We start from the raw sequence: 20,906 nt of genomic DNA, 5'->3' as shown, positions 1-20,906 counted from the left end.
TACCTTTTGCGATTTTTTGTTATTAAGAGTCATACGTTGACTAATAAAAACAAAGCTACTACGAGAGTAAAAATATTATGGTTGTTGATTTATCAGTAATGCCTACCACCCTTGATATGGGTCATGCGTCTTTAGCGGCACTTGTGCTTCTTCTTGTTGTCATGTTATTTGCTAAAAAAGGCAAAACCATTGAGAAGATTATTGAGAAGCCAGTCGAAAAAATTGTTGAAGTTGAAAAACCAGTAGAGAAAATTGTCGAAGTTGAAAAGATTGTCGAAGTTGAAAAAGTGATAGAAAAAATTGTTGAGGTTGAAGTTGAACCAAAACTGAAAACATCAACGCCTGATTCAGCGCTACAGCTGCTCTCTCTTCTTCAGCAAGAAGCCCGATTTGTCGACTTTATGAATGAAGATCTAAAAGGGTTCTCTGACGCTGATGTCGGTGCTGCGGCTCGTGTTATCCATGAAGGTGGACAGAAAGTATTTAAAGAGTACTTGGCACTTGCTCCTGTTCGTACAGAACATGAAGAGAGTCGAGTGACTTTAGCAAAAGGATTTAACCCAGCGGAAGTTCGTCTGACTGGCAATGTTATCGGTGAAGCACCATTTAACGGCACTCTTATTCACCGAGGCTGGAAAGTGACAGAAATTACATTACCAAAATTGGCAGAAGGGCATAACCCTTATATCATTGCCGCCGCAGAGGTAGAATTATAATGCAAGACAACCGTTTTAGTATCGGTATCGATTTAGGTACAACTCACTGTGTACTTTCTTACGTAGATCTCAATGATGAGAATGCTAACGTTCAAATTATGCCTATCGCGCAATCAACAGCGCCAGGGCAAGTTGAATCCAAAGATCAGTTACCCTCTTTTATCTATCAAGCGCATGAATCTGAGCTTGCAGATGGTGATACTGCGCTTCCTTGGGATGGCAAGCCAAATGCAATTGTTGGTGCGATGGCGCGCAGTTTAGGTAGCAAAACGCCTATTCGTTTAATTGCCAGTGCTAAAAGTTGGTTATGTCACGGTGGCGTTAATCGTCGTGATGCTTTCTTACCTTTGAATAGCCCAGACGAAGTTGAGAAGCTATCTCCTGTTGATGCGACGCGCAACTACCTACAACATATTGCGAATGCATGGAACAATCAACACCCTGATACACCGATTGATCAACAAGATGTGACGATTACTGTCCCTGCCTCATTTGATCCTGCTGCCCGTGATTTAACGGTAGAAGCCGCTCGAAGTGTAGGTTTTAATCAATTAACCTTGCTCGAAGAACCACAAGCCGCAGTCTATAGCTGGATTAAGAATAACGATGAGAGCTGGCGTGACCAAGTCTCTGTCGGTGATATTATTCTGGTGGTTGATATCGGTGGTGGTACAACGGATTTATCCTTGGTTGCAGTCACAGAAGAAGAGGGGAACTTAACCCTAAATCGCGTCGCGGTTGGTGACCATATTCTTCTTGGTGGTGACAACATGGATTTGGCTCTGGCTTATCGTCTCAAGATGAAGTTAGCGCAAGAAGGCAAACAACTACAACCTTGGCAAATCCTAGCAGTCACTCACGCGTGTCGTGATGCAAAAGAAGCACTATTAAATGATCGTGAACTTCAGGCTGTTCCTATTGTTGTTCCTAGTCGTGGTTCGAAGCTACTAGGTGGCACGCTACAAACTGAATTGACTCAAGAAGAAGTTCAGCAGACCCTTGTCGATGGTTTCTTCCCCGAAACTCAAGTCAACGAACACCCAGTTGAAAAACCGCGTGGCGCCCTGACTCAAATTGGTCTTCCTTATGCACAGGATGCCGCAGTATCTCGTCATATTGCGAGCTTCTTAAGTCGTCAAAACGATGCCGTTGAAGAGCTGTTTGAGCAGTATGACCAACTTCATGAAGAGTTTATTCGCCCAACTGCGATCCTTTTCAATGGTGGTGTTCTAAAATCTTCACTATTAGCGGATCGTTTACAAAATACCATCAATAGCTGGTTAACTACCGCAGGATCTCCAGAGGCTAAACGCTTAACGGGATTAGATCTTGATTTGGCAGTTGCAAGTGGTGCCTCTTATTATGGTTCAGTTCGTCGTGGTCAAGGCGTTCGAATCCGTGGCGGTATTGCGAGTAGTTATTATGTCGGTATTGAAAGCGCGATGCCTGCAATTCCAGGAATGGAGCCGCCAATGGAAGCATTGTGTGTTGCACCATTTGGCATGGAAGAAGGTAGCCATTCGGATGTCCCTAGCCAACAATTCGGGCTGGTGATTGGTCAACCTGTCCAGTTCAAATTCTTCGGTTCAACGGTTCGTCGTGATGATATCGCGGGTACCCATTTAGATTGGTGGCAACCAGAAGAGCTAGAAGAGTTACCGGCGATCCAAGTGACCTTGCCGGTTTCTGATGGCCGAACAGCGGGTGAAGTGGTTCCTGTTCGTCTAGCATCACGCGTTACTGAACTGGGTACACTGTGCCTTGAAGCTATCCCAACCGATGGTGGACAGAAATGGCAAGTTGAGTTTGACGTTAGAGAGGCGTAACCTCTAACCATTAAAAAAGGTGTATCTTCGGGTACACCTTTTTTATTATTGCTATTTGAAGTTATTCCTTAATTAATGGTTACAAGGTATTAATTATTAATTAAGCGTTATACCGAAAATAATTGGAGTTGCTAGTAGGCGGCAAGTAAGTGAGGCCCCATGAGTATAGGTGTACTATATGATTGGGGCGAGCGAATGCAGCCAACAACCTAGCGACTTCAAGTATGAAGGGTATATTTGCTAAAGTTATTAAGTATTCACTCTTAAATATTAATTCTCCGAGTTTTCATTCTTATTTCACTGGAGTTATTTATTATGTCTCAATTTTCATCTCCTCGTTATCTTGTCGGTATTGATCTTGGCACTACCCATACCGTTGTTGCTTATAGTGAAATCGTCGATGATCTTAAATCAAGCCCAGTTAAAATCTTTGAAATAGACCAATTAACTGCATTAGGCGAAGTTTCAAGAAAGCCCCTTTTACCCTCTTTTCGATATCATCCAGCTAGAGATGAAATCGATCCTTCTCAATTGGTTCTCCCTTGGCATGACCATCATGTTTCTGGCGATATTGAGCATCTCATTATTGGTGAACTGGCGCGAGAGTTAGGCTCAAAAGTAGAAGGTCGTCAAGTTGTCAGTGCAAAAAGCTGGCTCTCTCATACCGGTGTTGATAGAACAGAATCGATTTTGCCTTGGTCATCGACCGCTTCTCGTTCAAATGTTGAGAAAGTCTCCCCGGTTATTGCCAGTGCCAGTTACCTTAACCATATTCGTCAGTCTTGGAACTATCACCACAAAGATGCCCCTTTAGAAAAACAAGAAGTAGTGATTACCGTTCCCGCCTCTTTTGATGAAGGCGCAAGAAGCCTCACCCTACAAGCGGCAAAACTAGCAGGATTACCGAAAGTTCACCTGCTCGAAGAGCCTCAAGCTGCCTGTTATGATTGGTACGCCCAACATGATCAACAAGCTGAAACGTTACTGCAAGATCTTCCCCTGTTATTAGTCTGCGATGTGGGTGGCGGAACGACCGATCTCAGCTTGATCAAAGTCGGTCATCAAGAGGGGAAATTAACTTTAGATCGCATTGGTGTCGGTGACCATTTAATGCTTGGTGGTGATAACATCGACCTTGCCCTTGCCCATATAGCTGAACAGCAACTGGCTAGATCTAGTCAGTCAACTAGCCCGAATCCGTCAAATAGCCCTAATCCATCAAATAGCAATAAGCGAATGAGCAGTGCTGCGCTCTCGAAACTGATCCAGCAGACCCGAAAAGTCAAAGAGCAACTACTTAGCCATTCTAGTGCCGAGCAAGGAAAAGTGACGCTATTAGGTTCAGGCTCTCGTTTAATTGGTGGCGCAAAAAGTGTCGACCTTCAACGAAAAGATGTTCATCAAGTCGCATTGGAAGGCTTTTTTCCACTCACTGATATCAATCAACTACCCGAGCATCGCCGTGCAGCCGTGGTAGAGTTTGGCCTGCCCTACACTGCTGATCCTGCGATTAGTAAGCATTTAGCGCAGTTTATTGCTCTTCATCAATCGGTTTGTCGTGATGCGCTTAATGAATATCATCAATATAAACAAGATGGTATTGAAGTTGCCGATGATGAGTTAGTGATCCCAAGTGCCATTCTACTCAATGGCGGGGTCTTTAATAGCCCTCAAATCACCAACCAGCTCACAACGCTCTTTTCTCGATGGCGTGGTGAAACAATCACGCAGCTATCAAATCCTCACCCTGATCTTGCGGTGGCATTAGGCGCAGTAGCTTATGCCAAAGCCCGCCGAGGAGCGCAACTTAAGATTGGTGGTGGTTCAGCGCGAGGTTATTTCTTAACGATTAATGAGAATAATCGCCATAAACAAGGGATCTGTCTGTTACCAAAAGGGACTCAAGAGAGTGAAGAGATCAATCTAACAAGTCGTAAGTTTGCCTTAACTTTAGGTGAACCTGTACGCTTTAATCTCTCTTCCACCAGCGATGAATTAGATATTTCTGCTGGTGACTTAATAGATATAAAGAGTGAGAGTTTTATCTCGTTACCGCCTTTTATTGCCACGTTAGCCAGTGATCATGACCGTTCACAATTAGCGGCTAACCAAAAATTACGAGAGGAAGTCACGCTAGCTTGCCAATTAACAGAAGTCGGAACGCTACAGCTCGAATGTGTGAGCACCCATTCAGATCAACGTTGGCAAGTCGAATTTTCGGTTCGAAACCAGCACAGCAATAAGAAAAGTGACAATAACTCAGAATTAGCTGAATCTATTCTACCCGCAAATATTGAGCAAGCAACCAAAGCCATTAAGCAGGTTTTCGGTGGTAGTAAAAATAATGATCCAAAGCTGGTGAAAACCCTCAATAAAGATCTCGATAAAATGCTAGGTAAACGTGAACGATGGGATTCACCTTGCTTACGCTTTCTCAATGACACCCTAATTGAGAGTCGTAAACGTCGTCGCCGCTCTGAACAACATGAAAGAACTTGGTTGAAACTGGTGGGATTTACGCTGCGTCCGGGATTTGGTTATCCCTCTGATGAGTACCGAATCGAGCAACTTTGGGGACTCTATCAACACGGTATTCAATTCGATAATCAACCTCAAGTTTGGAGTGATTGGTGGACGTGCTGGCGTCGTGTGGCTGGGGGTTTATCGCAACAGCAACAATTAACGATTTTTAACGAGATATCTAAATACGTCAATCCAGAAGCGACTAGAAACAGTAAGTTATCTCACGAAATGCAAACCCGTGGCTATGAAGAGATGGTGCGCTTGTTAGCGTCTCTTGAACATCTGCCCTTTGAGAAAAAACTGCAACTGATTGAGTGGATGTTTGGTCGTTTGCAAAAGTCTCAATACTCACAAGCGCATTGGTGGGCAATTGGACGAATTGCCACTCGTTCTCCTTTTTACGGTAGTCAGCATAACTTACTTTCTGGTGAGCATATTGCCTATTGTCTGCCTCATCTTATGGAGTATGAGTGGCGCAAAGAACCTCATATCGCCTTTGCTGCCGTTATGATGACCCGTAAAACAGGGGATAGAAATCTTGATGTCAGTGATGAGATCCGAAGCGAAGTACTTAAGAAGCTCAAACAGAGTAAAGTGCCACAAAGTTGGATTGAGATGGTCTCTGAAGTGAAGATACTAACCGAAGAAGAGACCAAGCGTGTCTTTGGTGATGCGCTACCAAGTGGATTACGTTTAGTGACTGAATAACAATAAGTCTGTCATAATTGCTCATTGAGCCGTAACGAATAAGCGGAGCAATGAGTAATTATCAAAAAAACCAATAGTAGAAACTGAGAGCTTGATAGAATGTTAAGCAGGTTTGAGTTAACTATTTTATCTGAAACACTCAACAGTCAGGCTTTAATTATGCTCTATGCTCTTCATGCTTGACTATTTTTTTAATAAAATAATCCAACCGATAGATATTTCATTGGTAACCACTTTGTATATCACGGGAGTAAATTCGATAAAAATTCGAGTATGAGTACTCCCTTTACTGACTAACTCATTTCTGCCCCAAAACGAGCTAGCAATTTAATGTTGTCGAAACTTATTTTTGAACATTTATCAGTTTCAATTTTTTTATTTATAACTTGGAATTATTCATCATTGGTGAATTAAAAATCAAAAACCTTTGCTATTGATCTCATAATACCCTTCTGGAATAGACACTTTAAAATACCTTGGTTCTCGCCATACAAATTATCATTTATTCTTCAAATAGAGACTCAGCCCCAATCAACGGGATAATTCTTAGCAAAACATCTTCCATCACACCGTTTTCAGCGGCGGTTATCTTCTTCGCGTTACGGTCTTTCCAAGAGAATGTTTGAATCAAGCTTGATGCCACGACACTAGGTTTATCCAAATTCCTAACTGAAACCTCGGTAGCTTGACCTCGGATACTGGTACTAATCGGACAGCAGATAAGTAGCCCCGTTTGCTGATTGTATTCTTTACTTGAAAGGACAAGGGCTGGACGGTACTTACCGATCTCCTTGCCTTTCACGGGTTCAAAATCTAACCAGATAATGTCATTGCGTTTAGGGATGTACTGAGCCATTATTCGCCGAACTCTTTACCAGAAACAACCGCTAATTCGTCAGCATGTGCCGTATGAGCATCTAAGCCGTTCAGAAGTTCTTTTTCGCTGAACGGAAAGCGTTTCTTCGGACGTTTGATTGGTTCGATAGTGATTTTTTTACCATCAGCTTTAACCTCAATATCAGCCCCTTCAACCAAACCAAGCTGACGAATGAACGTAGCAGGAATTATGTTGCCAAGACTATTGCCAATTTTTCGTACTTGAGTGCGCATATCCCAACCTCTATGTAACTACATTGTTATAACAATGGTGATTGTACCCCCTTTATTTAAGGTGTCAACATTGTTATAACTATAATATCATATTACCGCCAAACTAAGACGATCTAACTGATGTTTTGGGGCAAATCAGTTAGCGTTCTCTAACAAGATTTAAATGAAGGCATCTCTGTTTAATATTCTTCATGCTAATAACATCTAAAGGTATGACCAAACTTAGTTACCACTACACAACAACCTAGCGACTTCAAGTATGAAGGGTATAGTTCTATCTTACTCGTGACGCTAAAACTGATGCAACAGAACTCTTCACCCTAATCGCAAAACAAAATCATCCTGTGATCGGGACAGTAAACGGGGCATTTGTGAGCACGGCTGAACCACAGTATCTATCACTTTGTCTTGATAACTCATCAGCGGTGACGGTTAATGCTCTGATGTACCAGCAAATAAAGCGCAGCAATAAAAACCATACCGCTAAATTTGAGCTAGCCCTGGCTCAGCCGGAACAATTGACTCAATTTGTAGAGTTTGCTGCAACCAATATCGGTGCACCTGAGCAGTGGCTGGCGGGTTACTTTGAAAACCTTATCAGCCGTAATGAACTGTTCGGTTACTGGAAAGAGGGTGAACTATTTGCTACTGGCGAATGTCGTCTATTTGATGAATACCAAACCGAGTATGCAGATCTTGGTATGATTGTGGCGCAGTCTCAGCGTGGAAACGGTATTGCCACTCACGTTCTTAATTGGTTAGTTAACTCAGCCAATCAACGAAACTTAACCCCTATCTGTTCGACTGAGAGCGGTAACCTTGGTGCACAAAAAGCAATAAAACGAGCAGGTTTATTACCGTTAAATCGTATCGTCCAGATTGAGTTTTAATCAGAAGTATGGGTAAATAAACGATTCCCTAGCCCTTCGACGCATTTAATTATTCGTTTCATAATCAACCCAACAGGTGATAGATAAGATATCGATTAATGACTGGATAAAACCTTGGCGTCGATGAGCTGTTTCATGATCTCTTTACTCTTACGACGACACATATCTCGAAATAGGCGAACTGCGGGCGTTATTGACTGTTTTGACGGACACACTAACCACAACTCCGTGGGTTTTGGGGTAAATTCTGGCATCACATTCACTAAGCGGCCACTCAGCAAATCGCTCGAAATATCAATACTCGACTTCACGGCAATCCCTTTACCCGCCACACACCAACGGCGTACCAATTCGCCATCATTCGCAAATCGATTACCACTCATCTTCACTTTAAAATCTTTCACTCTCTGATCATTATCTATTTGTGAAAACTGCCAAACGTCGTGAGTGACATCAAAGAGCTGATAAAACAGTCCATTGTAATTCACTAAATCATGAGGATATTTAGGGGTTCCGTGAGCCGCAATATATTCAGAGCTGGCGCAAAGAACATCAGGCACATCGCACACTTTAAACCCATAAAGATTAGAATCAGAAGGCGAGCCATAACGTAAAGCAAGATCAACAGAGTCGCGATAAAAATCGATATTACTGTCACTAATATTGATCTTTAAACTCACTTTTGGATGCTGATCAAGAAACTCATCGAGCCATGGGATCACAAAGTTTCGCCCTAAATCAGAAGAGAGCGAAAGCCGCAATTCACCATCCACAATATCGAGATCATCCCGCATATTCTGTTTGGCTTGCTCTAATAGCAGTAACGCCTGCTCACACTGTGGTAAGTAACGCTCCCCTAATGCAGAAAGTCTTAACTGGCGAGTGGTGCGAATAAATAACTCTGCATCGAGTGACTTCTCAACCCGCTTTAATGCCGCACTCGCCGTTGCCGTACGCATATTTAAGCTGGTCGCGGCAGCCGTAATACTCCGCATCTCTGCTATTTTTAATATCACTTGAAGATCTTCTAACAGCATATTGTCAAAAATTATTTGATAATGTTTCAATCATTATGCTGTTTATCATTGTGAAATCAAGCTCTATTATACTTACATCGCAACAGAGATGATGTTGCTCCAATTAAACAACCTAAGAGAAATGATGATGAAAGCGATCGGTTATACTCAATCACTACCTATTACAGACACTAATGCCCTTGTTGATATCGAGCTCGCTCAACCGGTTGCGACAGGTCATGATATTCTGGTTAAAGTAGACGCTATCTCAGTTAACCCTGTTGATTATAAAATTCGCCAAAACTTCCCAGCAGAACAGAACGCGCCTCGTGTTTTAGGTTGGGATGCAGTAGGTGAAGTTGTCGCGATTGGTGAAGCAGTGACTCAATACCAATTAGGTGACATCGTTTATTATGCCGGTGACTTAAATCGTCAAGGCAGCAATGCAGAGTTTCAATTAGTTGATGAGCGCATCGTTGGCTTAAAACCAAAAAGTTTAACTAAAGCAGAAGCGGCGGCACTTCCTTTAACCACGATTACAGCTTGGGAGTTACTGTTTGATCACTTAAACATCACTAAGCAATCGGTAGAATCAACGGACACATCTGATGAAGTGATTCTAATTACAGGTGCTGCGGGCGGTGTTGGATCGATCTTTGTTCAAATTGCTAAAGCCTTAACCGGTGCAACGATTATCGCTACCGCTTCACGTGAAAGTTCAGCGAATTGGATCAAAAGCTTAGGTGCAGATTATATTGTTGATCACAGCAAAGATCTTAAACCACAAATCGAGGCACTGAATATTGGTCAAGTGACGCATGTTGCTAGTTTACACAGTACAGACACTTATTTAGATAGCTTTATCGATATTCTTGCACCATTTGGTAAGGTCGCATTAATTGATGATCCAGCAACCCTTGATGTGATGAAAATGAAGCCAAAGAGCCTTTCTCTTCATATTGAGTTTATGTTCGCACGTTCAATGTTTACCGCAAAAGATATGATCAAACAGAGCCAGTTACTGAACGAAGTTGCTAGCCTTATCGACAGTGGCTACCTAAAAACAACCGTCGGTGAAAACTTAGGTACAATCAATGCTGAACATATTAAACAAGCACATCAGAAATTAGAATCTGGTACTGCGATTGGTAAAATTGTACTCGAAGGTTTTTAATTTTCGTTGAAGCCGTAAATATAAGTCTTAAGTAATCTAAAAAAGCCGCTTGATTGAGAAGGTTCACTTCGAAGATTAGGCGGCTTTTTGTTTATCTAAAACAACCGAGAAACAACGAGCAAATATTATTGAATCTTCACATTTTCTGCTTTCTTCATAAAGGATTCATTATGGCGCAGCATGGATTGCAACTCTTCGACATATTTCTCACCAATTTGAGAGTAATTCACTAAACCATTCGCTAATTGGTGAGCCGTAATAGGTTCATTGCTGGCTCTTAATTTAGCTCGGATCTCATGAAGTTGATGATACGCTTGGTGACTATTTAAGTTATCCATATAGGCGTAAACCGACTCACTCATAGAGTCAAACTTCTTAACAGCATGAAAATGTTCTGGGTCAGGATGAAGTGGAACAAGTCCACACCCTTCGACAAAACACCATTGACCAAAATAGTTATTGGCATCAACAGCAAAACGAGAGGTTCCCCAAGCAGACTCAATTGCCGCTTGTGACATTGCTAATTCAACAGGGATAATATCAACTCGGGAAAGTAACGAGTTTAGCCAAGCTGTCGTTACACCACCTTTAGGAATAGGTGAACGATAACGCTTACTTAACTTCTCAATAAAGGCTTTTTCTGACCCTTTGAGTTCAATCAAAGGAACTGGTGAAGTTTGTTGCCACTCAGCAATGTACTCTTTTAACTCACCGCGCTCTTGAGTAATCGCAATGTTTTTAGCCGCAATACTCGGATAAATAAAATTAAAAAAGGCTTGTTTCTTCTCTTGTACATTTGTCATTGTACGAAAATCTGGGGTTTTAGACGGCTGCTGGAGCACAACAGCCGTATGAGGTGTTTCTGAGGCTTTTAAATAATCAGAGGCAATATAACCTGCCAATAGTAAAGATAAGGGAATAACTATTAGCTTTTTTTTCAGTTTAACCATATTGCCTCTTTATAGATTTATTTAATTTTTAATTAGCTTCCTTAATAATGGGGTCATAAAGATTAAGATCACACCGGCAACACACGCTGCAAGACCTAAACCACCAAATACAGAAGCATAACCGGCATCCGTTGTTGCTGCTGCGCCTTGACCCGGCATCATTTCAGAGAAACTAGCTGCAACAATAGAAGCGACACCCGTTACCAACATCCAAGCGCCCATCATGCCGCCTTGATATTTCTTCGGTGCAAGCTTACCTACCATTGCATAACCGATTGGAGAAATAAGAAGTTCACCAATACTTTGTAAAATATAGCTCAATCCAACCCAACTTACAGCAACCATTCCATTTGGATTCGCAAAATGGATACCAAGAGGCAGAACAAGGAAACCTAACCCGATGCAGATAAGCGATGAAGAGAACTGCATCGGAATATCAATATTAATTCCTTTCTTACGCAGTTTATTAAACAGCATCGCCATTAATGGACCGCCGATAACAATCACAACAGTATTAATATTTTGAATCCATTGTGGTGCAATCTTAAAGCCTGACATGGTTAAATCAACATTACGGTCAATAAATAACGATAAGCCCATTGGCGCTAATGAATAAAGAGACCAGAAGACTAAAGATCCAACGGCAAGAATCAAGTAAGAGACCATTCGACCTTTTTCATGCGCCTTTTTATGCTTAATAGTTAGAATAATCAAAACCAGAGCAACAAGTACTGCAATAAAGACCACTAAATGTCCCGCCAGCGAAGCAGAAACAAGTAGGTATTTAATAATTGGAATCAATGTAGCAATAATAATTAAACCTATTGCAAAAGAGCGTAACCATTTACCACGACTTTGACCAATAAGCGGCGTTGTCAGATCAGATAAGCTCTTCCAGAAAACCAGAGTCGCCAGCACAGCGGCTAAATTACCTAAAGTTGCGAACATAAACAGAGATTTATAATCAGCAAGGTTTTGGAAATAACCTGCAACCGCAAAACCGATAAAGAAACCAAGATTCATCCCTGCATAATTATATAAAAATGCAGATTCACGGCCTGGATCATCAGGGTGAAAACGTTGAGTCAGCATCATATTGATACAAGTTACATTTAAGCCACTGCCCGTTAAAAAGAGTGCAAGCCCCCAATAAAGCCCTGAATGACCAAACTGAGCAATAAAGTAACAACCAATAACTTGCAATACCATGCCGATAATAAACAAGTTTCGGTTACTCATTAAGCGGCCACCAAGTAACCCGCCTAATAGATGAAGGCCGTAGTTAAATGCGCCAAAAACACCCATAATAACGGTAGCTTGAACATCAGTAAAACCTAGCTTTTTCGTTGCATACAACACAAGCGTTGAATACAAAACAGCAAAGCCAAGTGTGGCAAAGGTTTGAATAATTAATAGGGCAAAAGAGGCTTTTTTCTTATCTCTTTGTATTGCGATTTCATTTAAATTTTCAGTTGTCAAAACAGTCTCCACTATCTTCGCTGGAATTATCTCGATAAGAGATGAGTTAGGGAATAACTAGAAGATAATTGAAGGAGCAAACATGATCAAGCTCAAAAAAAGCAGTGAATAACCATGCAAATTTATAGTAATAAAAGCCAATCATTAGCTCCTATTATCTATCGAGAACCAAAATCACAGCGCTTACCATTACAAAACAAGCACTTATATATTTAGGATGTCATAACTATTATATTTTTTATTCATTAAAGATTAGTTTTAATAATGGATTGGATTTGCAATATATATACAAAACCCTAAAGCAAAAAATATAAACCAATGATTTATAAGAGAAAATAAAAGAAGATACCTAAAAATGAAATCTTATATTCACATTAGAAAAAGTTAAACAAAAAGAGTGAGTAAAAATAGTATGGACACAAAATAACAACAATTATAGAAAATATTTAACCTACCCAACCATAAATAAATTGATAACTGAATTCATAAAAATTTATATCTATTTTCATCAGCTTAAATATTCAATTTATTTGCAATATTATTTTATATAATCGGTATCTTATCTCTCATTTAACTATACCTAAAATAATTAGAGTTGCTAGTAGGCGGCAAGTGAGTGAGGCCCCATGAGTATAGGTGTATTATATGATTGGGGCGAGTAAATGCAGCCAACAACCTAGCGACTTCAAGTATGAAGGGGATAAGCCTATACCTAAAGTAATTGGAGTGACAAGTAGACAGTAAAAGAGTGAGTTTATATAAGTATAGATAGGCTGATATAATGAGAGGTGAAGGAATGCCAGAGTAGGTAGCAATCTCGTCACTTCGCAGCATCATGTATAACGGGAATACTCTCTTTTTACCTAAAGTTGCAGTGTGATGACTGCAACTTCAGGCTGATAATTTTCTTTCGTTAACTGATTTTCTCGCTAGTCAATTTATTTCGCCAGCTGCTTAAACGTATCAAAATAATTTGGGAAGGTTTTTGACGTACAGTTAGGATCATTAATGGTGATACCACAATCAGCAAATGCAACGAGAGAGAAACACATCGCCATACGGTGATCATTATAAGTATCAATTGCTGCATGGTTAATTTCAGCAGGTGGTGTAATGGTAATATAATCTTCACCCTCATCGACAATCGCACCGACTTTACGTAGTTCTGTTGCCATCGCAAACAGACGATCAGTCTCTTTTACACGCCAGTTGTAGACGTTACGAATCGCAGTCGTTCCTTCAGCAAACAGTGCCGTTGTTGCAATCGTCATCGCTGCATCAGGAATATGATTAAAGTCGAGATCAACGGCTTTTAATTCACCTTTACGGGCAATCACGTAATCATCACCCCACTCTATCTCTGCGCCCATCGCTGCCAGTGCATCTGCAAATTGAACGTCACCTTGAATGCTCTTTTTACCAATCCCTGTCACTTTAATTTCACCGCCGGCAATGGCTGCCGCAGCTAAGAAATAAGAGGCTGAAGAGGCATCACCTTCCACCAGCAGATCACCAGGGGAAACATATTGCTGTCCCGCAGGAATCACAAACGTCTGATAGTTTTGGTTATCAACCGTAACACCAAATTGCGCCATAATATGTAGCGTAATGTCGATATAAGGCTTCGAGACTAAGTCGCCTTTAATTACAATCGTCGTATCGGCCGTTGCTAAAGGTGCTGCCATCAGAAATGCGGTTAAAAACTGACTCGAAATAGAACCATCAATCTCAACCGTACCGCCGTTTAATCCTGTGCCTGTAATTTCAACGGGTGGATAATCGGTCTGCTCAAGATAGTCCACTTTGGCGCCTGTCTGACGAAGTGCATCGACTAAATGACCAATTGGGCGCTCTTTCATTCGAGGTTCACCGGTTAAAATCACTCTCCCCTCACCTAAACAGAGTGCTGCCGCTAATGGACGCATTGCCGTTCCTGCATTTCCTAAATAAAGCGATAGAACGTCAGATTGTTCAGCAACGGTAAATGGTCGCCCTAACCCTTCGACTTCACACACCGTATTATTTTCGGAAAGACGATAAGTCACACCTAACTGCTGCAAGGCATCAAGCATATGACGAATATCATCACTATCAAGAAGATTAGTTAAACGTGTGGTTCCTTTGGCCAGAGCAGCCAGTAATAGTGCGCGATTCGAAACACTTTTAGACCCCGGTAAATTAACAATACCAGAAACGCGTTCAATCGGTTGTAGGGTTAAACTTTCCATAAACGTTCTTTGATTCCTTTTTATCATTCTGTCTTGACTACAGATCTTCTCATTACTATACCTTGAGAGTATCGAAAAGTTCATTAAGACGCTAGAGCTAGTTTTAATATCGACTCAGATCTTCCCACCGTATAACTTTAGTGGTTAATTTTCATACTAATCATATGGAAAAACTCATCAGCTTCACCCTATAAATAAAGAGAAATCCGATGAGTTTTAGTTTTTCAGCTCAAGAATTGAACAAGTATCACTCATTACGAACGAACGGGTTTCGCTAACCAAACTAAAGGTATCAACCCGATACACAGAATACCTGAGGCCCAAAAGAGATCAGAGGTCGATAACATATAGGCTTGTTTAATAATCACCTGATTGACCGCCGATAAATTATGTCCTAATTGCTCAATTATCGACATTGCTCCTTGATTATCCATGGTAAAGCGCTCGGCTATTCTCGCATGATGCAGTTCCATACGATTATCCCATAAGGTCATCACCACCGAAGATGAAATACTGCCAGCTAACGTTCTGAAGAAGGTCGAAAAAGCAACCGCATCCGCAATATTATCCTTATCAACACTGGTCACCACTAAGTTTTGTAAAGGAACAAAAAACGACAGCGTCCCTAAACCTAATGCTAACTGCGGCAACATGATGTAGATAAAAGGCGCATCTGTATTGAATGTTGCTCGCCAAAAACCGACAATACCAAAGATAATGAAGCCGTAACTTAAGATAAAACGAAGGTCAATTTTCTGAACTAATTTACCAATAATTGGGGCACTCAAAACAGCAAAAATACCAACAGGTGCCACAGCAAAGCCAGACCATGTTGCGGTATACCCCATCACACCTTGCAACCAAAGTGGTAACAGAACAGTCGAACCAAAATAGACCATATAGCCTAAGCACATCACGACAACAGCAACTAAGAAATTACGACGCTTAAAAAAGCGGAAATTAACTACAGGTGAGTCATGATACCACTCCCAAATGATCATCACGCCCCAAGAGATCACCGCAATTACAGCTAAAACAACAATTAAGTTAGAAGCGAACCAGTCTCGATCCTTTCCTAAATCTAACATCATTTGTAGACTGCCTGCCGCAAGCACTAATAATGTAATCCCGACATAATCAATCGCCGTTTTCTCTGTTTTGGTATCTTCATTGCGTAATAACGCATAAATAATACCGCAAGATATGATACCAACCGGAATGTTAATAAAGAATATCCAGCTCCAAGAGTAATTATCGGTCAATATCCCGCCAAGAATAGGGCCAAGTATCGGAGCAACCACCACGGTCATCGACCACAATGCCATCGCTAATCCATGTTTCTCTCTTGGGAAATTACGTAACAAAATACTCTGTGAAAGTGGAGCAATAGAGCCAGATACAGCACCTTGTAGCACACGAAAGAAGATCAACATCTCCATGCTCGTCGACATACCACAAAGTATAGAGGCTATAATAAAACTAATAACCGCTATACAAAATAGCTTCACTTCACCAAAACGACGACTTAAAAAGCCAGTCATTGGCATTGAGATCGCATTTGCCGCACCAAAGGCCGTAATGACCCATGTCCCTTGGTCATTAGAAACACCAAGATTACCCGCAATAGTTGGTACCGCTACGTTTGCAATGGAAGTATCAAGTACCATCATAAAGGTGGCCATTGACGTCGCCAATGCAATCAATATCAGTTTAGATTTAGGGATAGCGTCTAAATCAGACATGATCTTCCCCTAATTACTTAATGAGTGTCGCGACAAAAGCATCCACTTGCTGATTCACTTTAGTCAGACGCTGTTGTTGTAATTTCTGAATATCATCCTGTTGAGTAAACACTTTAAAATCAAATGGTTTCAGGTCTTTACTTACCGTATCAATAGTAACAGTCATTGACATACCAACACGCAGTGGGAACGCTTTCAACTGTGCAGGATCAAGATAGATTCGAACCGGTACACGCTGAACAATCTTAATCCAGTTACCTGTTGCATTTTGTGCAGGAATTGGCGAAAAAGCACTACCTGAACCGGCATTAATGCCAGCAACCACACCATGATAGACATGTTCATCACCATAAATTTCTGACGTTACTTTAACCGCTTGCCCTGGCTTAATATTAGTTAATTGCGTCTCTTTAAAGTTGGCATCAATCCAGATGTGATCCAGAGGAACAACGGTCATTAGAGCTTGACCTGCTTGAATTTGCTGACCTACATGCACATTACGCGTTGCAATCATGCCTGAGCGAGGAGCAACAATATCACTATTTAATCGCGCTAAATAGGTATGACGTAACGCCGCAATCGCACTCTGAATTTGTGGATTATTAATGATTGCTTCATCAGGATAAAGCGCTTCTAAACTTTCTAGTTGCTTGGTTAATGCCGTCACATTTTGTTGATTAATCGCGACTGCATTCTTAGCGTGTGCCAATGTCTCAGCAAGAACAGAGCCATCTTTGTCACCACCAATACGACGTTGGTAATCAGACTGTGCTTGTTGTAATTGGATCTTCTGTGATGCTAACTCTGCTTTTAATTGAGCGATTTTCAGGTAATTACTTTTGACTTGACGAACCACTGAGTTCAATGTCGCTTCATCATGTTGTTGTTGTAGAATAATGTTATTTTTATTTAATGAAACCAGCGTATCACCTTGTTGTATATTTTCGCTATCATCCACACTGATCTTACCCACAATACCCGGTTCTTTAGAGGTAATCATTACTCTCTGCCCAGAAACATAGGCATCATCCGTTATCTCAACACCTTTCGGCATTAAGAAATACCAACCTGCCAATGCCGCTGCAATAATGATAATAAACAGTACAATCAATTTATTACGCTTTTTAGGGTTACTATTTGTTTGCTGTTCCATTTCACGGCCTTCTTCTGTTTGTTCTTTTATTGATTCAATAGTCATATTAAATACGCGTCTCAATGCTTAACTATTTTGATCTTACTGATTCTTTGATGATGATTGTTGAGGCACGGGTTGTTGATACCCTCCACCCAGTGCAACAATCAGTTGTAGCTGTTGCTGAAGTACAGAGCTATCAGCTTTGGTCTTATTAATCAGTTGTTGATGCCACTTTAAACGCGCACTGTTCATCTCGTTATAGGTTGCTAAACCACGACGATAACGTTTATCAAGGATTTGATACGCTTGATGGTATTTATCTGTCGATGAGATGAGTAACTGTTGCTGTTGATGAGCAGACTCAAGGCTGATAATGGCATCTGATGTCTGTTTCACTGCATTCAATACTGTTTGATTATAACTATTTACTGCTTGATCGTATTGGATATTGGCCGTGTTATATTTTGAATCACGAACTCCACCATCATAAATCGGTAACGTTGTGCCCACCGTGGCTCCGGTTAATAGCAAGTCTGCTGGATTCATATTTGAAAGCTTTTGCGCCAATCCCATCACCATTAAATTAAAGTCTGGATAATAGGCTTTTTTTGCCAACGCCACATTTTGTCCATTTGCTTCGACCATCCATTGACTGGCGACAACATCAGGGCGGCGTGCCAGTAAATTCATGGGAATATTCTTAACACTATCCAATTGTTTAATGGTGTTCGCGTTCGGTGCAATAAGTTCACCTAACTGAGATGGTGACTTGCCTAAATAGAGTGCCAGTTGATTTTTAGCTAATTTTTGAGCTAATTTTGCTGCTGATAACTCCGTTTTTAAGTTATCTAATTCACCATTGTTCTGATAAAGCGCAGTATCTGTTGCAAGGCCACGCGAAATCTGGGATTCAATCACTCGATTTTGGCTTTCCATCTCATTAATTAATAGCGTGACGGTTTGCTCGATGTCGAAATTATCTTGAAGAACAAAATAACTTTGTGCAATGGAGGCTGAAACTAGCAAACGACTTTGAGCTTGTTGTGCTTTCGTTGATAGCACTTTATCTGACGCTAACTCAATAGATGTTTTGTTCTTACCCCAAAAATCAAGTTGATAAGAGAGGGAGGGTAAAAGCATACCTAAGCCAGAGTAATCAGAATCAGATGGATTAAAGGATGTTCCACCACCAATTCCACCGCCACTCGCCGTCAGATTAACTTTAGGTTTATTGCCCGTTTTCGCTAATGAAACTTGTTCTTTTGCTAACTTCAGTTGATTATTAACATCGATTAACGATAAATTCTGCTGTAATCCTAATTCGATTAATTGCGTTAATTGGGGATCGTTAAACTGTTGCCACCAGTTAGGGGCTAAGTTATCAACTTGTTTCGTCTCGGCTAACAACTGTTTTGTTGTCATCTCTGTTATATGCTTGGGTTCTTTTGGTGGAACCATGCTACAAGCAGATAACAGAGATGCAGTAAACATTAGCGCGATGGCATTTAATTTCTTTTTATTTTTCATATTGTCACCTACTATTTAAGGGTAACAATTATATGTAACTAAATATGAAGATAAATCGAATTTAAGGAACACACTGTTGCACAGATACAACAATCCATTACCATTAGATCTAAACGCTATCTATATCTATGTCCGAGTTATTGATTGCCATAGCTTTACTCAAGCTGCCGAAGAGTTAGGATTAACAAAATCGACCGTCAGCCGTAAAGTCGCAGAACTGGAAAAATTTCTAGGCGTAAAGTTATTAGTACGCTCAACACGAACCTTAACCATCACCAAAGAAGGTAAAGAATATTATCAATCCTGTGTTGAATCCTTAAATGTATTAAATAAAGGGACATCACAGATTATTGATAGTGGTGAGAAAGTCAGAGGCCCTCTGAATATCGTGGCCCCAATGGAGATAGGATGTGGTTTCCTTGGTCGTATTATGCGGGACTTTATGCGGGAAAATACAGAAATTAAGATCAACCTTGATCTGTCGAATAGAGATGTCGATATCATTAGTGATGGTTATGATTTAGGCGTGAAAGTGGGAAAAATGCATGACTCGGCCTTAATCAAGCGAACGTTTTTCCATTCTCAACGTATTTTAGTGGCAAGTCCTGATTACCTTGAGCAATATGGTACCCCTCAATCTATCAATGAACTCACGTCAAATCATCAACAAGTCAAGTTTGTTTCAACTGGAATAGAGGAAGATATTTTATCAAAACTTCCTTATCGTTTACGGGTTAATTCCTTAGATGCAGTATTACAAGCTGCTGTAGATGGTTTTGGCATCGCCTCCTTACCGACTCTTTTCTGTTACTCCCCTATCAAGGAAGGAGAGTTAGTTCATATATTGCCAGATGAACATAGCGTTTCGATTCCAATTAACTTTATCTACCCAGATAGAAAGCTGCCCCCAAAACGATTAACCGCATTTATTGAATACACCATCCAAGAATGTATTAAGTTAGAAAAAGAAATTAAGAAAAATAAAGATTATCAAAGACAATCTAAAATTTATGGTAAGTAGGCATTTAAGGGAGACATTCACTTCTCTCTTAGTGTTAACAACTGGTTTTAAATGGTTTTTATTATATAAAACATTAGAGCTGCTAGTCGTTGATTCAACACAATCAACGACTAGCAGCTCTAATCACTTTTGGCATCAGTATTCAATACACTCATCTAAAAACTAAAAAAACACAAGCATTAAACCACTAACTAATGAAAAAACAAGTACAAACATTCTTAGTGTTTTGTCATTTATATATCTCTTAATATAATTACTTAAATAAAGACCTAAAAATACAGATAGAAAATAAAAAGAAATATCTTGATTTAATATTATTGACGAAGAACCCATAACAATCAGAATAACAATTGATATTATTTCACCAAATAGAAAACAAGCTGCGATTGATGCTCTCATCACAGATGCTTTTTCATATTGATATACCAATGCTAAAGGTGGACCACCTACCCCTGTTGATGTTTCAGTAATACCTGTTACTAATCCTGCACAAAAATAGGCTTTATTATTAGGTGAAAATTTAGGTGCGATAAAACTTAAACCAACTGCAAATACCGTAGAAGCACCTACAAATACTTTTAATGCTTCAGGAGTTAGAATGACTAATATAAAAATGCCTAAAAATGTACCAATAAATCTAGAAGGAAATATCCATTTTAAACTTGGTTTATTTAATGAAGACAACTCCCTTATTAATATATAAGCATTTAATGGGATCATTAATAGCAATAAAGTAAAAGGCATTAACTCAGGTTGAGCATAAATTAAAACAGGGGCCATTATTAAAGCAAACCCCATCCCCGTTGAGCCTTGGATCGTTGCAGAAATCAAAACAGTAATAAAAATTAATATAAAAGTCAA

The 20,906-nt window shown here is 40.3% G+C and carries 16 protein-coding genes; 6 read left to right on the top strand and 10 right to left on the bottom strand.

Annotated elements, in window-relative coordinates; translation table 11 throughout:
- Positions 1-77 precede the first annotated feature (77 nt).
- From L0B53_RS03210 to L0B53_RS03200, 3 genes are all read left to right on the top strand, one after another.
- Positions 78-716, top strand: a complete 639-nt coding sequence (locus L0B53_RS03210; protein WP_235059038.1) for a DUF2760 domain-containing protein — start codon at positions 78-80, stop codon at positions 714-716.
- Positions 716-2,542, top strand: a complete 1,827-nt coding sequence (locus tag L0B53_RS03205; RefSeq protein WP_235059037.1) for an Hsp70 family protein — start codon at positions 716-718, stop codon at positions 2,540-2,542. Before L0B53_RS03210 ends, L0B53_RS03205 begins: the two co-directional genes overlap by 1 nt.
- Before the next feature lie 315 nt (positions 2,543-2,857).
- Positions 2,858-5,773, top strand: coding sequence for an Hsp70 family protein (locus L0B53_RS03200; RefSeq protein WP_235059036.1), 2,916 nt, complete (start codon positions 2,858-2,860; stop codon positions 5,771-5,773).
- Between the two features lie 502 nt (positions 5,774-6,275).
- On the opposite strand, the gene L0B53_RS03195 is transcribed toward L0B53_RS03200, so the two are convergent.
- Positions 6,276-6,629, bottom strand: coding sequence for a type II toxin-antitoxin system PemK/MazF family toxin (locus L0B53_RS03195; RefSeq protein ID WP_235059035.1), 354 nt, complete (start codon positions 6,627-6,629; stop codon positions 6,276-6,278).
- The gene (locus tag L0B53_RS03190; protein WP_235059034.1) at positions 6,629-6,883 is read right to left on the bottom strand and encodes an AbrB/MazE/SpoVT family DNA-binding domain-containing protein; all 255 of its coding nucleotides are present in this window, start codon (positions 6,881-6,883) and stop codon (positions 6,629-6,631) included. The genes L0B53_RS03195 and L0B53_RS03190 overlap by 1 nt, the downstream gene beginning before the upstream one ends.
- A gap of 323 nt (positions 6,884-7,206) precedes the next feature.
- On the opposite strand from L0B53_RS03190, the gene L0B53_RS03185 reads away from it, so the two are divergent.
- Positions 7,207-7,773: a GNAT family N-acetyltransferase gene (locus L0B53_RS03185; RefSeq protein ID WP_235059711.1), complete on the top strand. Its 567-nt coding sequence runs from the start codon at positions 7,207-7,209 to the stop codon at positions 7,771-7,773.
- 95 nt (positions 7,774-7,868) lie between these two features.
- On the opposite strand, the gene L0B53_RS03180 is transcribed toward L0B53_RS03185, so the two are convergent.
- Positions 7,869-8,810 (bottom strand): LysR family transcriptional regulator, encoded by a 942-nt coding sequence (locus L0B53_RS03180; protein ID WP_235059710.1) that lies wholly within the window; start codon positions 8,808-8,810, stop codon positions 7,869-7,871.
- A 127-nt stretch (positions 8,811-8,937) separates the two neighbouring features.
- Here L0B53_RS03180 and L0B53_RS03175 point away from each other — a divergent pair, with 127 nt between their 5' ends.
- Entirely contained in the window at positions 8,938-9,963 is a 1,026-nt protein-coding gene (locus tag L0B53_RS03175) for a zinc-binding alcohol dehydrogenase family protein (protein ID WP_235059709.1), read from the top strand.
- A gap of 125 nt (positions 9,964-10,088) precedes the next feature.
- On the opposite strand, the gene L0B53_RS03170 is transcribed toward L0B53_RS03175, so the two are convergent.
- The 6 genes from L0B53_RS03170 to L0B53_RS03145 all read right to left on the bottom strand — a co-directional run bounded on the left by L0B53_RS03170 (position 10,089) and on the right by L0B53_RS03145 (position 19,024).
- A complete protein-coding gene (locus L0B53_RS03170) occupies positions 10,089-10,913 on the bottom strand; it encodes a glucosaminidase domain-containing protein (protein ID WP_235059033.1) in 825 nt (274 codons plus the stop codon).
- A gap of 21 nt (positions 10,914-10,934) precedes the next feature.
- A complete protein-coding gene (locus L0B53_RS03165) occupies positions 10,935-12,392 on the bottom strand; it encodes a peptide MFS transporter (RefSeq protein ID WP_235059032.1) in 1,458 nt (485 codons plus the stop codon).
- A 938-nt stretch (positions 12,393-13,330) separates the two neighbouring features.
- Entirely contained in the window at positions 13,331-14,620 is a 1,290-nt protein-coding gene (gene aroA / locus L0B53_RS03160; RefSeq protein ID WP_235059031.1) for a 3-phosphoshikimate 1-carboxyvinyltransferase, read from the bottom strand.
- Positions 14,621-14,874: 254 nt separating this feature from the next.
- Positions 14,875-16,362, bottom strand: coding sequence for a DHA2 family efflux MFS transporter permease subunit (locus L0B53_RS03155; protein WP_235059030.1), 1,488 nt, complete (start codon positions 16,360-16,362; stop codon positions 14,875-14,877).
- Between the two features lie 13 nt (positions 16,363-16,375).
- The gene (locus L0B53_RS03150; RefSeq protein WP_235059029.1) at positions 16,376-17,560 is read right to left on the bottom strand and encodes an efflux RND transporter periplasmic adaptor subunit; all 1,185 of its coding nucleotides are present in this window, start codon (positions 17,558-17,560) and stop codon (positions 16,376-16,378) included.
- A 36-nt stretch (positions 17,561-17,596) separates the two neighbouring features.
- Positions 17,597-19,024: an efflux transporter outer membrane subunit gene (locus L0B53_RS03145; RefSeq protein ID WP_235059028.1), complete on the bottom strand. Its 1,428-nt coding sequence runs from the start codon at positions 19,022-19,024 to the stop codon at positions 17,597-17,599.
- A gap of 76 nt (positions 19,025-19,100) precedes the next feature.
- Here L0B53_RS03145 and L0B53_RS03140 point away from each other — a divergent pair, with 76 nt between their 5' ends.
- The gene (locus L0B53_RS03140) at positions 19,101-20,045 is read left to right on the top strand and encodes a LysR family transcriptional regulator (RefSeq protein ID WP_235059027.1); all 945 of its coding nucleotides are present in this window, start codon (positions 19,101-19,103) and stop codon (positions 20,043-20,045) included.
- Between the two features lie 162 nt (positions 20,046-20,207).
- On the opposite strand, the gene L0B53_RS03135 is transcribed toward L0B53_RS03140, so the two are convergent.
- Positions 20,208-20,906 (bottom strand): sulfite exporter TauE/SafE family protein, encoded by a 699-nt coding sequence (locus tag L0B53_RS03135; RefSeq protein WP_235059026.1) that lies wholly within the window; start codon positions 20,904-20,906, stop codon positions 20,208-20,210.

Origin of the sequence: Vibrio sp. SS-MA-C1-2, assembly GCF_021513135.1 — a bacterium.
In the GTDB taxonomy this organism is placed as follows: Bacteria; Pseudomonadota; Gammaproteobacteria; order Enterobacterales; family Vibrionaceae.
This window is presented reverse-complemented; position numbering and strand designations above follow the sequence as displayed.

Bases quoted from the DNA above. Each gene is read 5' to 3' on its own strand.
- L0B53_RS03155 (WP_235059030.1), bottom strand. From the start codon at position 16,362: ATGTCTGATTTAGACGCTATCCCTAAATCTAAACTGATATTGATTGCA.
- L0B53_RS03205 (WP_235059037.1), top strand. From the start codon at position 716: ATGCAAGACAACCGTTTTAGTATCGGTATCGATTTAGGTACAACTCAC.
- L0B53_RS03195 (WP_235059035.1), bottom strand. From the start codon at position 6,629: ATGGCTCAGTACATCCCTAAACGCAATGACATTATCTGGTTAGATTTT.
- L0B53_RS03180 (WP_235059710.1), bottom strand. From the start codon at position 8,810: ATGCTGTTAGAAGATCTTCAAGTGATATTAAAAATAGCAGAGATGCGG.
- L0B53_RS03145 (WP_235059028.1), bottom strand. From the start codon at position 19,024: ATGAAAAATAAAAAGAAATTAAATGCCATCGCGCTAATGTTTACTGCA.
- L0B53_RS03210 (WP_235059038.1), top strand. From the start codon at position 78: ATGGTTGTTGATTTATCAGTAATGCCTACCACCCTTGATATGGGTCAT.
- L0B53_RS03170 (WP_235059033.1), bottom strand. From the start codon at position 10,913: ATGGTTAAACTGAAAAAAAAGCTAATAGTTATTCCCTTATCTTTACTA.
- L0B53_RS03190 (WP_235059034.1), bottom strand. From the start codon at position 6,883: ATGCGCACTCAAGTACGAAAAATTGGCAATAGTCTTGGCAACATAATT.
- L0B53_RS03175 (WP_235059709.1), top strand. From the start codon at position 8,938: ATGAAAGCGATCGGTTATACTCAATCACTACCTATTACAGACACTAAT.
- aroA (WP_235059031.1), bottom strand. From the start codon at position 14,620: ATGGAAAGTTTAACCCTACAACCGATTGAACGCGTTTCTGGTATTGTT.
- L0B53_RS03200 (WP_235059036.1), top strand. From the start codon at position 2,858: ATGTCTCAATTTTCATCTCCTCGTTATCTTGTCGGTATTGATCTTGGC.
- L0B53_RS03150 (WP_235059029.1), bottom strand. From the start codon at position 17,560: ATGACTATTGAATCAATAAAAGAACAAACAGAAGAAGGCCGTGAAATG.